Here is a 13,481-nt window from a genome sequence, read left to right as displayed (position 1 = left end):
GGGATGACGGCAGACGGCAAAACACCCCTGCTGCTTCATTCAGCGTTTCGTCCTATACAGGTAACTCATTTGATGCCGGAAGAAAAACAATCGGGAGAGTTCTTTGCCTCCGTTTTCAACGCAATGCCATCAATGGTCTTTGTTGTCGATAATGACGTGCGAATCATTGAACATAATGCAGCGGCCGCGCCCTTATTTGAAGCCGAAAGTTCGACCATACTCGGGTTTCGTGCGGGGGATGTGTTGCATTGTTTACATTCTCGCGATGTCTCGGAAGGATGCGGACGAGCGCCATCGTGCAGTAAGTGCGTTATTCGAAATGCTGTAGCGGAAGCATTCAGAGGAAACAGGGTCGTTCGCAGCCCTCACAGGTTGCAGCTCCTACGGGATGGAAATCTAAAAGAAATTCATGCTCTGGTCAGCACATTCCCTTTTCAATTTCGTGGAAACGAATACGCAATCCTAATCGTTGATCCTGCAAAGGTATCACCCAACCAGATTGCGGGAACCGATAATTCCGGAGATTTCCAGGAAATCGTGTTAAACGTCGTTGATCGCATCGATGCCATGGTTGCCTTTTGGGATCAGAACCAAATTTGCGTCTTCGCAAACGAAGCCTACTATAGCTGGTTCGGAAAAACACGGACCGAGATATTGGGCACCACAATAAAAGAGCTTCTCGGCCCGCTTTATGAACAGGACTTGCAATATATTACCGCAGCCTACGAGGGAAAAAAACAGGTCTTTGAACGGGTCATTTCAACGCCAGGCGGGGTTCGGCAAAGTCTGGTGACGTACATACCATACGTCTTTGGTGGTCAGATCTGCGGCATATTCGTTCACACGGCTGACGTCACCCCTCTGAAAGAACTCGAGCAGGAGCTTCAGATTGAGCAATACCGTCTCTCATCGATCATCAGTGGCACGAATGTTGGCACGTGGGAGTGGAACGTCCATACCGGGGAAACCATTTTCAACGAACACTGGGCTGAAATCGTCGGTTACCGCCTCGAAGAGCTTCAGCCGGTCTCCAGCGAAACGTGGCTGCAGCTTGCACATCCTGACGATCTGAATGCCAGAAGAGAACGACTGGAAAAACACTTCCGGCACCAGACCGATATATATGAGTTCGAAGGACGCATGAAACACAAAGATGGGCACTGGGTATGGGTGCTCGACAAAGGGAAAGTGTTTACTTGGACCCTGGATGGCAAACCGCTGATGATGTTCGGTTCCCACCAGGATATTACCAAGCGCAAGGAACGGGAACAGGCTATCGTTAGCCTGACGCACCAACTAGAAGCGCAGGCGGTAACCGACAGCCTGACGGGGCTGCTCAACCGACGAGGATGGAAAAACTGTATCGCCCGCGAGGAAGCTCGGACGCGGCGCTATGGAAACAAGGGGTGCGTCATTATATTAGATTTGGATGGATTGAAAAAAATAAACGATACGCTTGGACATGAGGCTGGGGACGAACTTATCCTGCGTGCGACGCGGTGCCTCCGGACGGCGCTTCGAGATGTAGACCAGATCGCCCGTATCGGCGGCGATGAGTTCGCGATCCTTTCAACCGAGTGCACAGAAAAAAATGTTCAGACAATACTAAAGAGGGTTGAGGAACAATTCGAGAGCGAAAATGTCAGCGCATCCTGGGGCATGGCAGCATTCGACCGGTCAACCAGGATCGAGGCTGCCCAAAGGGTGGCTGACAAAAAAATGTATGAAATGAAAAAAAGGAACCGAAAAAACGTATAAACCTCGATCAGCAACAGTTCGGTTTCACCGTAATAACGAAATGCCCTGTCAATCCAGCCGTCACGCAACATCCGGAAACCAGTTTATAAACACCATATATGGTATCCACAACCATTTTATCCCACCCCAAATTGTGCTTTTCCACTTTACAACGCCACTGCCTTGATGATAATTAGTGGCCCATTACAGCCCTTGGCGGCATTCACCTTATTAAATTCAACAACTCAACTGTAAAACCGCACCATTCGCTTAACCGCAAAAAAGAGCGGCGGTGAAGGCGGCTTGGAGCCAGGCAGCCATGAAACTGAAAAAACTGGACATTATCGGTTTCAAATCGTTTTTCGAAAAAGCCAGCATCGCCTTTCCGCCCGGAATCTGCGCGGTGGTCGGACCCAACGGATGCGGCAAAAGCAATGTCGTGGACGCCCTGCGCTGGGTCATGGGCGAACAGAGCCTCAAACAGCTTCGCGGCAAGAGCAAGGAAGACATCATTTTTTCCGGCGCCAGCGGCAAGCCGCCGTTGAACATGGCCGAAGTCTCCCTGACCCTGGTCAACGACAACGGCAGCATGCCCGAAGAGTTCCGGGATTTCAGCGAAGTGATGGTGACCCGCCGCCTGTACCGCAGCGGCGAAACTGCCTACCTGATCAACAAGCAGCCCTGCCGTCTCAAAGATATCCACAACATTTTCATGGGCAGCGGTGTGGGCTCCCGCACCTACGCGGTCATCCAGCAGGGCAACATCGGCGCCATCACCGACGCCGGACCGGACGAACGCCGGGTTTTTATCGAGGAGGCCGCCGGCGTCACCCGCTACAAGATGCGCAAGACCGAAGCCCTGCGCAAAGTGGACGCCACCAACCAGAACCTGATGCGGGTCAAGGACATCATCACCGAAATCGACCGCCAGATGAACGGCCTCAAGCGCCAAGCCCGCAAAGCCTCTCGCTTCAAACGCCTCAAGGCCGAAGCGCGCGAGATCGACATCCGCCTGTTGTGCCACCGCGATGCGGAACTGGGCAGGCAGATGGACGAAGCCGGCGCCCTGCTCCAATCCATGAAGGACGACGATATCGGTCAGTCCACCCGTCTCAAGCAGATCGATGCGGCCATCGAAGCGATCAAGATGCGGCGCAGCGAGAAGGATCGGGACATCGCCGCCCAAAAATCCCGGAAATTCGAAATCCAGCGCACCATCGACCGCCTGGAAGCCGAGCTGGCCCACATGAAGACCGAACGGGAGCGGCTGTCGGTCGAAATCGGGGAACTGGAGACTGCCAGAACCGATCTGGAGGCCAAAAACGACACCATCCGGTCAGAAATCGACGGGGTTCAGCAACAGCATCAAGATCTTACTGGGAAAATCGCGGAGGTCAAAACCACCATTGCCCGGGAAAACACCGATTCCGCAAACTTGCGCGAACGCCTCGACAGCCTGAACCGGGACCTGGAATCCGGGAAAAGCAAACTGATGGAGATGGTGGCCGAAGAGGCCCGGACCAAAAACACCCATCAGAATGCGGCCAACAACCGCGAAAACCTCAAGCGTCGGCTGCAGCGCACCGACGAAGAGGTTCTGCTGGCCGACAAGACCGTAAGGGAAACCACGCAAAGGCGGGAAACCGCCGATGCCGAATCGCGCCGCATCAAAAACGAAATCCGGGAACTCGATGACCGGATCAAGTCCGTAAAGCAGAACCTGGACGAAGCCATCGCCTCGCTTTCCACCCAGGTCAAAACCGCACAGACACTGGACATGGAACGCAACAAGGCCCGATCCAGCCTGGCCACGCTCAAAAAGATGGAGGCCAACCTGGACTGGTACAAAGACGGTGTCAAGGCCGTGCTCCAGGCCGCCCGTCAGCCAGCGCAGTCGGACGGGACGCCACAACCGCCGACCGGTATCGTCGGGCTTCTGGCGGATGTCCTGGACCCGGCGCCGACCTACGAAACCGCCGTCGAAGCGGCCCTGGGCGAATCGCTGCAATATATCCTGGTGCAGGACCAGTCCGCCGGCACCGGCGCCATCGAATACCTGCAGCAGGCCCGGTCCGGGCGCTGCGGATTCATTCCCGTGGGCAACCTGCGCACCATGGACGACCGCCCGGAAAAACGGCCGGAACCCGAACGCCGGCTGTTGAATCACATCCGCGTCAAAGATGGATACGGACCGGTCGCCGAAGCCCTGCTGGGACACGTGGCGGTGACCGAAACCCTGGATTCGGCCCGGGAGTTGTTCCAGCGCAATGGCCGGGTCCAGAGTGTGGTCACCCGGAGCGGGGACCTGCTTTCCCACCAGGGGGTGATGATTGGCGGCAGCCCGGACAAGCTGTCCGGCATTCTGGCCAAAAAACAGGAAATCAAGGCGCTGACCGAACAATGCGCCCAACTGAACAACCAGCTTGAAGAAGCCCGCAATACCCAGGCGGAAATGGAGACCCGGGTTCGGGGGCTGGAAAAAGAGCTGCAGGAAACCATCGCCGAAAAGCAGGACGCCGAACAGGATGCCATGGAAGCGGAAAAGGCCCTGTATCGTGCCGACGAAGACTTAAAAAGTGCCCGCCGCCACCTGGAAATCGTACGTCTCGAGCAGGAACAGCTCATGGGCGAGGAGATGGACCTGGACGAAGAGATCGAACGCTACAATGCCCTTTTGGAAACCATCGCCGGCAATGTGGCCGAATCCCAGGAAGAGGTGGCGCGCGCGTCGGCCCGCATCGACGAGACCGCCAGGGAACTGGAAGCGTTCAACCAGCGCATCGTCGACCTGAAGCTCCAACTCACCTCGTCCACGGCCAACCTGGAAAACTGTACCGGCACCCTTCGCCGGCTGAAGGATTTTCAGAGCGACGGCATCCGCCGCCTGGAGCAGCTTACCCAGGATATCGACGCCAAAAAGCAGCGCATCGACGGCGCCGCCAAGCGCCGGGAAATCGCCCAGCGGGATCTGTCCGCCCACTACGAGGCCCTCAAGGAGTTGGAAAGCCGTCTGAACGCCGACGAAAAGGAGTTTGGCGACATCGATGCCCGCTTGAAGGAAAACGACGAGCAGGCCTCCCAAATCCAGACCCAGCGGGAATCGCTTCATCAGAAGATCCGAGTGCTGGAGATGGATCTGGCCGAAAAACGCATCAAGCGTGAAAACCTGGAAAACCGCTGCCAGGAAGCCTACCACTGCGCCATCGCCGAACTGAAAACCGGCCAGGACTCATCCGATGAATCTGCAGGACAGCGCCCCGAAGAACTGGAAAAAGCCCTTGCCTCCATTCGCGAGAAAATTGTAAACATTGGCGACGTGAACCTGGAGGCCATCCGGGAGTTCGAGGAGCAGAAAGAACGCTACGATTTTCTGTGCGAGCAGCGCGACGATCTACTCAAGGCCATCGAAGGGCTGCACAAGGTAATTCGCAAGATCAACCGCATCACCCAGGAGCGTTTTCTGGACACCTTCGAGCGCATCAACGAAAAACTGCAAGAGGTCTTTCCGCGGTTGTTCGAAGGCGGCACCGCCCGCCTGGAACTGACCCGTCCGGACGAGCCTCTGGAAACCGGCGTGGAATTCATGGTGCACCCGCCGGGAAAGAAGCTGTCCCGCATGAGCCTGCTCTCCGGCGGCGAAAAGGCTTTGTCGGCCATCAGTTTCATTTTTTCCATTTTTCTGCTCCGGCCGGCCTCTTTCTGTCTCATGGACGAGATCGACGCGCCATTGGACGACGCCAATGTCGGGCGCTTCAACAATTTGATGAAGGTGATCGGCGAGAAGTCTCAGATTATCATGATTACCCACAACAAGAACAGCATGGAATTTGCCGACATGCTTTTCGGCATCACCATGGAACAAAAAGGCCTGTCGAAGGTGGTATCGGTCAACCTGGGAAATGAGAAGAACACCGCTGAACTGACGGCCGCATAAAAGGGAATGCCATGGCTTTTAAATGGCTGAAGAAGAAAAAAGAGAAAACCGAACCACCGGAGAAAATCGAGGAAGAATCGCTGGATGCGTCCTCGGCGGACGAAGCCATCGAAAATGAAGCCGCCGGGGAAGAGCCCTCCTCCGATGATTTTTCCACCGCAGCGGACGAACCCGATGCCGAAGTGCAGGATGCCCCGGATCTCGAGCCCGAAAAGGATAACGGCCCTGCCGAAAAAAAAGCCCCGGGCCTGTTCGCACGCCTGAAATCCGGCCTGTCCAAAACCCGCAGAATTCTGACCACCGACATCGACGAGCTGTTTCTGGGGAAAAAGATCGTCGATGACGACATGATCGAAGATCTGGAAGAACTGCTGATCACTTCCGACATGGGTGTCCAGACAACCATGGACATCATGGAGCGCATCTCCGGCAAGCGCTCACGGATTGCGGGCGCCGGGGAATTGAAACGGGTGCTGAAAGAGGAGATTCTGGCCTATTTCGACGCTCTGCCCGAACCGGTCCCCGAGGCAGCCGCCAAACCCCATGTGGTCATGGTGGTCGGGGTCAACGGGGTGGGCAAGACCACCACCATCGGCAAACTGGCCGCCCACGAATCCAAAAAGGGCCGCAAGGTGCTGATTGCCGCCGCCGACACCTTCCGGGCTGCCGCCATCGAGCAGATATCCATCTGGGCCGAACGGGCCGGCGCCGAGATCGTCCGTCACAAGGACAATGCCGACCCGGCCGCCGTGGCCTACGACGGGATCGAAGCCGCCATTTCCCGGGGTGCGGACACGGTCTATGTGGACACCGCCGGACGCCTCCACACCAAGGTCAACCTGATGGAAGAGATCAAAAAGATCCAGCGCACCCTGTCCAAACGCCTCCCCGATGCTCCCCACGAAGTGCTGCTGGTGCTGGACGCCACCACCGGCCAGAACGCCCTTTCCCAGGCCAAGATGTTCAACGAAGCCTTAGGGATCACCGGCATCGCCCTGACCAAGCTGGACGGAACGGCCAAAGGCGGCATCGTGGTCAGCATCTGTTCGGAACTGAACATCCCGTTGAAATATATCGGGGTGGGTGAAGGGGTAGAGGATCTGCAGCCTTTCGATCCCAAGCAGTTTGTCGAGGCGTTGTTTTAAACGAAGGGTTCAAGGATTCAAGGATTCGAGGGGTCCAGTGAAACGAACGGAACGAACATGGGTTCGAGGTCGTCGTTCACTTGACTCCTTGACCCCACGACCCCTTGAATCCTTTTTTTGTTTTCACACCATCAGGCTTCCCCGCTTGCGGTATAGCTGCAGGCCGATAAAGCCCGATTTTTGAATCCGGTTGGCCGCTTCGAACGCTTTTACGGTTTGCAGGGCATCGGCATCCATTCCCGGTATTGCGACAACCGGACAGATATACTGCTCGGAGCGTTGTGCCGGACTTGAAGTCAGAAAATCGCTCATGGTGAGTATTCCGAGCAGGGTATAGGCGCCGTCGGCCTCTGCCAGGACTTCGATGACCGACGGGTCGCATCTGAGATTGTTCAGAAAAAGGTCCAGCGGATTGCGGGTCCAACGGCTGGAAAACACCCACCCACTGATTTTTTTCGACGTTCCTACCAACTGCCACTCCCGGGCCCTTCGATTGTTGATCACTGCCACGGCGGAAAATTCACAGCTGCAGCCGTGCTCCATGGTGGTGTGGCGGTTGTAACTCAGGTATCGCAGGTTCTGGGTGGGTTCCGGCATTCCACCGATCACCAGAACATCTTTCAACAAGGGCGCGTTCGGGCTCACAACCCGGGTCACCGCCTGTATCAGTTCGTCGATATAGTCGTTTTTCATTCTCCCCCCGTTGCGTTCCTGTGCGAGGTCTGATTCGCGCAGCTCCTGTCTGGAGCGATCCGTTCAGGCTCGATTTTCGTTTTCAATAGGAAAAAGAAAAGGAATGGGTCTGCCCTATACCTGCCATTTCGACTGGGCATCCGTCAACTGCTTTTTAAGAGAACAAAAAATGAACGATAATTATTATTCAGACACCTCTGCAGGACGGTGGTGCGACAAGCTGGTATGCGCTGTTAATGCCGGTTGATGAAGGCCATGACCTGGCGGGCATAAAGCTGTGGGTAGTGCTCAAAGATGTTGTGGCCGCATTTTGGAAACACCAGCAGTTCCCCTTTGCTCAAGTGACGATAGAAGGCGACACCCTGCTCCACATCGAAAAAATAGCCCCGATCCGGATACATCACCAGGGTCGGAACCGTCACCCTGGAGAGGGTCGGCCGTAGGTCGAAATCGCCGGTTTGCCCGTAACAGCCGCCGCCCCGGGCGCAGATGTCGTAAAAAATCCGTCCCCGTTTGAGACCGTGCCAGCGAAGGTATTTCTTCTGCAGTTTCGGGTCGAGGTCGTCAAAGGTCGGCGGCAGTTTTCTACGATTGAATTCTTCCATGGAGATGAGGCTGTGACACAGGGTGCTGGCGGCGACCAGGCTCCGCACCCGATCCGGATAATCCACGGCATAGTCCGCGCCCACAACGCCTCCTTCACACTGGCCGACAAGGTGAACGCGGTCAATTTTCAGATGATCGAGCAGTTCGGCCAGCGCTGCCATGCTTTCCCGGCGAAAAGTCATACTTACGTAGTGGTCGGCAAAGTCGGCGCCGCCATCGGATCGACCATATCCGCGGCGGTCATAGACCAGCACCCGGAAACCACCCTCTACCAGCATCGGAGCGACCTCTTCCCACATCATGCCGCAGGAAAAGCCGTTGTGCAGCAGCACGACAGTCTCCCCCTCTCCGCTGATTTCGTAGTAGGTATCCAGATTGTTTATTTTTAGCGTTGGCATCTACGGTTTCCTCATATTTCTAATATAAGCCCCACCGGACAATGATCCGACCCGAAAATATCGTTGTCGATGAAGGCGTCCTTGACCCACCCCCTGTCGATCATGTCACCGGTAACGAAAAAATAGTCGATGCGCCAGCCGGCGTTGTTCTTGCGGGCGTTGAAGCGGTAGGTCCACCAGGAGTACTTCACGGTTTCGGGATACAGGTGGCGGAAGGTGTCCACGTAACCCATATCGACAATGCGGTCGATCCACTGGCGCTCGATGGGCAGAAATCCGGAACGGTCGGAATTGGGGCCGGGGTTCTTCAGATCGATTTCGTTGTGAGCCGTGTTAAAATCGCCGGTAATGATCAGGCTCTTGCCCTCCTTGCGCAGCGCCTCGGTATATTCGAAAAAGGCTTCGTAGAAATCCAGCTTGTATTGCAGGCGCTCGTCACTCATCTGGCCGTTGGGAAAATAGACATTGAAGAAGGTAAACGCATCGAATTCCAGTTCCACAATGCGGCCTTCATCGTCGAAACGCGGAATGCCGAGGCCGTTACGCACGGCCCTGGGGGTCATCCGGGAATAGGCGGCCACTCCGCTGTAGCCCTTTTTCACCGTGGAAAAAGAAAATGCCGGCTGATAGCCGTCGATCTCCTTCATGGCCTTGGTGAGCTGCGCCTCCTGGAGCTTGGTCTCCTGAAGGCCGAAAATATCCGCATCCAGCGCTTTGATGGAATCCAGAAAATCCTTTTTCATGGCGGCACGATAGCCGTTTACGTTCCAGGAAACCAACTTGATGGTCTGTTTGGGCATTGGTTACCTCTTTTTATTGTTATTTTTTCGGTGCATCTCCCGCATTTACGTAAAGTAGGCACACCGTGCCCATCCAGAAATAGGCAAATTTGGTCGAGATCGAGGCGCACGAAAAATTTTACCGCAGGTGCCCGAAGGAAATGCCCTTGGGGTGCATATGGTTAATATTTCGAGGATAAAATTTTCCGCGCAACAAAGATATCGGGCAAATTGGCCATTTCTGGATGGGCACGCATCACCGGTGGCGCTCCACCCCGATTTGTGCACACATCTCACTCACCGGGCACCGGCTGCAAAACGGGGAAATGGGCCGGCAAAGCGTCTGCCCGAAGGCCACCAACAGTTCGTTGTAGCGCACCCAGTGACGCTTGGGCAGTTTCTTGCGCAGGGCCAGTTCAGTCTTGTCCGGCGTTTTGGTCTTCACGTAGCCGATGCGGTTGCTGATGCGGTGCACGTGGGTGTCTACGCAAATGGCCGGAATCTTGAAGCCCTCCACGAGCACCAGATTGGCGGTCTTGCGGCCCACGCCGGGCAGCGCGGTAAGCTCCTCCAGGGTGTCCGGCACATTTCCGCCGTAGCGATCCAGCAGGATGCGGCTGATGGAAAGCAGCCGTTTGGCCTTGGTGGGATAGAACCCCACCGGATAGATCAGGTCCTCGATCTTTTTGGGCCTCAGTTTCACCATGGCTTCCGGCGTCCTGGCCACGTCCAGCAGGCGCCGGGCAGCCTCGCCGGTCACCTCGTCCTTGGTACGCAGGGAGAGCAGGGTGGAAACCAGCACTTCAAAGGGAGTGGCCCCGCGATTGGCGATAAAGGTGATAATGGGGGGATTCCACTGGCGATAGTTGGCTTCGATGGCGGCAACGAAACGGTCGATGTCGAAGGTGCGCTTTTTGGTCATCACAAGGGTCTCTTTCCGGATCCGCAGGCAATCTGCTTGACTAAATTAGTTTCAAGACGACTTGCCACATTTTCCATGAAATCGTCAACCATCGTCGCCGTTTCGGGCAGGGCAACCGATTTGTGAATCAATATATATACAAAAAACTTTACATTGACATTTACATTCATCCTCCTATAATTCATTTTAAATGAAGCTACAGGAGAAGAAACCGTGGAAACCCAACTGACGCCGGGGCAAAAACAGCTTGTCGACTACCTGAAGTCCGCCATCCAACGCACCGGCAAGGCGCCCAGCCTCCGCCAGGCGGCCCGGGACCTGGGCATCAGCCATGCGGCCGTTTCCCAGCGCCTGAAACTGCTGGAGCGCAAAGGAGTGGTTCGGCGCCAGGGCCGCTACAGCCGCACCCTTCACCTCATCGGCCCCACGGGACAAACCGACGGCACCCAACGCTGGGTCGAAGTGCCGGTGGTGGGCCGGGTCAACGCCGGCCTGCCTTTGTATGCCCAGCAGGAGTGGGAAGGCAGCCTGGTGCTGGACAGCAGCCTCTACCGCGGCCGCAACCTCTTTGCCCTGCGGGTACGGGGAAATTCCATGCAAGGCGCGGGCATCCTGGAAGGCGACATGGCCGTGTGCACGCCGCGCCAGTACGCCGAAAACGGCGAAATTGTCGTGGCCCTGGTCCACGAAGAGGAGGCCACGGTCAAACGGTTCTTTCTCCACCGGGACCACGTGGAACTGCGGCCGGAAAATCCCGACTACCCGGTGATGCGCTATGGATTCGACGAGGTGCTGGTGCAGGGGCGGGTGGTGGGAATCCAGCGGACATTGCATTCCAAATAATCGCTAAGAACACGTGAAAACCTGTGAAGAAAGAATATAGAAGCCAGAATTCAGTATCCAGAAGGGGTCGTGTCGCTCTGCTCCGTCGTATCCATAAGATGGAGATGAAGAAAATTTCTCATTCTGGATTCTGACTCCTGAATTCTGAATTCATCAAGCAAACCGAACGGATCGATCTTTCCAAACGACTGCCATGGAAAAGAAGACCACCCCCTTCCCTCCCATCCTCATCGGCACCTGCGGATACGCCTACAACGAGTGGGTGGATGGCGGCTTCTACCCGCCGGGAACCGGCACGGTCCAGATGCTGCCGCACTACGCCCGCATCTTCCCGGTCACCGAGATCAACTTCACCTGGTACCAGATGCCCAAGGCGGCGGCCATGGACCGCATGCGCCGCAAGGCGCCGGAAGAATTTCGTTTCGCAGCCAAACTCACCCGCACCCTGACCCACGAAGTGGACCCCAAAGGGTGGCCGGCCCAGGCCGCCCTGTACCGGGAGGGCATCGCCCCTTTGGTCCAATCCGGGCAATTGCTGGCCGTACTGGTGCAGTTGCCGCCCTTTTTCCGGCGTACGCCGGAAAACCGCCGCTACCTGGCCCGTCTCCTCGACGCCCTGGCCGGCCTGCCCGTTGCCGTGGAGTTCCGGCACGCCTCCTGGGCCGTCGACCGGGTGTTTGCCTCCCTGGAAGCAAGAAAGGTGGCCCTGGCCTGCGTGGACGTCCCCGACCTACCGGACCTGTTCCCGTCCCTGGCCGTCGCCACCAGCCCGGACCTGTTTTACGTCCGATTTCACGGCCGCAACGCGGCCGGCTGGCGCTCGGGCAACATGCAGAAACAATTCGATTACGATTACAGCGAAGACGAACTGGCTGTGTGGTCCGAAGAACGAATTCCCCAAATGGCCCGACTGTCCAGAACCGGCCTGGTCTTTTTCAACAACCACGTCCGCGGCCAGGCGCCGAAGAATGCGCGGATGCTGATGGAACAACTCTCGGATGCCGGAGGTCGGAGGTCGGATGACGGATAACGGAATTCCGGATTTAGGGATTCAGGGATTAAGGGATTAAGGGATTAAGGAATTAAGGGATGAGGTTTCCAATCGGCTTTGCGAGAATTTTTTGGACAAGGCCAGAGGGAGGAAGCTGTATGATGGAATACCGCGACGACCGATAACGCCGGCCAAAGAATTCTCGCAAAGCCGATGCTTATGGAACGTGCCATTATCCACATTAACGTCGCCGACTTCGCCGTAGCCGTCGAACGGGTGCTGGACCGCCGGCTTGACGGCCGTCCGGTCATCATCGCACCGCAGGGCGCCGCCCGTGCCACGGTGTACGACATGAGCGAAGAGGCCTTCCAGGCCGGGGTGAGAAAACAGATGCCCCTGGGCCGGGCCCTGCGCCGCTGCCGGGACGCCAAGGTGCTGCCGCCCCGGTCCCATCGTTACGCCCAGGCCATGGACCGGATGCTCAGATCCGCCCTGCCCAGCTCGCCCCTCATCGAGCCGGGCGACAGGGACGGTCATCTTTTTGTGGATGTCACCGGCAGCAGCCGCCTGCTGGGACCGCCGGTGGATGTGGCCTGGCGGCTGGGCCGCCGGATCCTGGAGGATTTGAATCTGACCCCCATCTGGTCGCTGGCCACCAGCAAGCTGGTTGCCAAAACCGCCAGCCGCCTGGTCAAACCCCTAGGCGAGTATATCGTGGACCCCGGCGACGAGGCAGCCTTTCTGGCCCCCCTGCCCCTTTTCCTGTTGCCCGGCATCGAACGCGGCGACCTGGCGCGCCTGAACGATTTCAACATCAGCCGGGTCTTTCAGGCCAACCAACTGACCGCCGACCAGATGCAGGCCCTTTTCGGGGACCGGGGGCACTTTATCCGCGACCGTCTTCAGGGCATCGACCCGTCGCCGGTCCGCCCCGTGGGTCAATCTCCCCCGCGGGTGGTCCAGATCAAGGAATTCGGCAACGACACCAATGACCGCTTTCGCATGGAACGCTGCCTGTACCGACTGGTGGAAGCCGCCGGCCGAAAGCTGCGGCAGCAGGCGCTGGCCGCCCGACGCATCGGCATGGTCATCGAACATACCGACGGCGTCCGCAGGATTCGGCAGACAGCGGCAAAACCGGCCACGGCCGACGATTTCGCGCTCTTTTCCCACGCCCGGCGGGTGCTGGACCTGGCCTGGACCCGCCGAACCCGGCTGCGGCGCATAACCCTGATCTGCGACAGGCTGATCGATCCGCCCGCCCAGCGCCCGCTGTTCGTCGCCGAACGCCGCCGGGCGGAAAAACAAAACCACCTGATGGCGTCCATAGACCGCATCCGCCACCGCTTCGGCACCGATGCCCTGGTCGTGGGGCGGACGCTGGCAGCGTAAAAACAGAGGTCGGAAGTCGGAGGCCGGAGGACTGAAATCGG

General features: G+C 57.2%; 10 protein-coding genes. 6 read left to right on the top strand and 4 right to left on the bottom strand.

All coding sequences use genetic code 11. The features are described 5' to 3' along the window. Positions 1–72 precede the first annotated feature (72 nt). From GN111_RS01535 to ftsY, 3 genes are all read left to right on the top strand, one after another. Positions 73–1,758 (top strand): sensor domain-containing diguanylate cyclase, encoded by a 1,686-nt coding sequence (locus GN111_RS01535; protein ID WP_170302077.1) that lies wholly within the window; start codon positions 73–75, stop codon positions 1,756–1,758. Positions 1,759–2,056: 298 nt separating this feature from the next. Continuing rightward, entirely contained in the window at positions 2,057–5,671 is a 3,615-nt protein-coding gene (gene smc, locus GN111_RS01530; RefSeq protein ID WP_155302058.1) for a chromosome segregation protein SMC, read from the top strand. Between the two features lie 11 nt (positions 5,672–5,682). Further along, positions 5,683–6,816 carry a signal recognition particle-docking protein FtsY gene (gene ftsY / locus GN111_RS01525; protein WP_155302057.1) on the top strand — a complete coding sequence of 378 codons (1,134 nt, stop codon included), beginning with the start codon at positions 5,683–5,685 and terminating at the stop codon, positions 6,814–6,816. Positions 6,817–6,939: 123 nt separating this feature from the next. On the opposite strand, the gene GN111_RS01520 is transcribed toward ftsY, so the two are convergent. From GN111_RS01520 to GN111_RS01505, 4 genes are all read right to left on the bottom strand, one after another. Next, positions 6,940–7,509: a hypothetical protein gene (locus GN111_RS01520; RefSeq protein WP_155302056.1), complete on the bottom strand. Its 570-nt coding sequence runs from the start codon at positions 7,507–7,509 to the stop codon at positions 6,940–6,942. Between the two features lie 233 nt (positions 7,510–7,742). Beyond that, the gene (locus GN111_RS01515; RefSeq protein WP_155302055.1) at positions 7,743–8,513 is read right to left on the bottom strand and encodes an alpha/beta fold hydrolase; all 771 of its coding nucleotides are present in this window, start codon (positions 8,511–8,513) and stop codon (positions 7,743–7,745) included. A gap of 11 nt (positions 8,514–8,524) precedes the next feature. Further along, positions 8,525–9,313 (bottom strand): exodeoxyribonuclease III, encoded by a 789-nt coding sequence (locus GN111_RS01510; RefSeq protein ID WP_155302054.1) that lies wholly within the window; start codon positions 9,311–9,313, stop codon positions 8,525–8,527. A gap of 235 nt (positions 9,314–9,548) precedes the next feature. Further along, the gene (locus GN111_RS01505; RefSeq protein WP_155302053.1) at positions 9,549–10,214 is read right to left on the bottom strand and encodes an endonuclease III domain-containing protein; all 666 of its coding nucleotides are present in this window, start codon (positions 10,212–10,214) and stop codon (positions 9,549–9,551) included. A 213-nt stretch (positions 10,215–10,427) separates the two neighbouring features. On the opposite strand from GN111_RS01505, the gene lexA reads away from it, so the two are divergent. From lexA to GN111_RS01490, 3 genes are all read left to right on the top strand, one after another. Beyond that, entirely contained in the window at positions 10,428–11,057 is a 630-nt protein-coding gene (gene lexA / locus GN111_RS01500; protein ID WP_155302052.1) for a transcriptional repressor LexA, read from the top strand. Between the two features lie 193 nt (positions 11,058–11,250). Continuing rightward, positions 11,251–12,087 carry a DUF72 domain-containing protein gene (locus tag GN111_RS01495; RefSeq protein WP_155302051.1) on the top strand — a complete coding sequence of 279 codons (837 nt, stop codon included), beginning with the start codon at positions 11,251–11,253 and terminating at the stop codon, positions 12,085–12,087. Positions 12,088–12,267: 180 nt separating this feature from the next. After that, positions 12,268–13,440 (top strand): DNA polymerase Y family protein, encoded by a 1,173-nt coding sequence (locus GN111_RS01490; protein WP_170302076.1) that lies wholly within the window; start codon positions 12,268–12,270, stop codon positions 13,438–13,440. The last annotated feature ends 41 nt before the right edge of the window (positions 13,441–13,481 follow it).

This window comes from Desulfosarcina widdelii (genome assembly GCF_009688965.1).
In the GTDB taxonomy this organism is placed as follows: domain Bacteria; phylum Desulfobacterota; class Desulfobacteria; order Desulfobacterales; family Desulfosarcinaceae; genus Desulfosarcina; species Desulfosarcina widdelii.
Note: the sequence above shows the minus strand (reverse complement) of the source record. Positions and strands in the feature narration are given on the sequence as shown.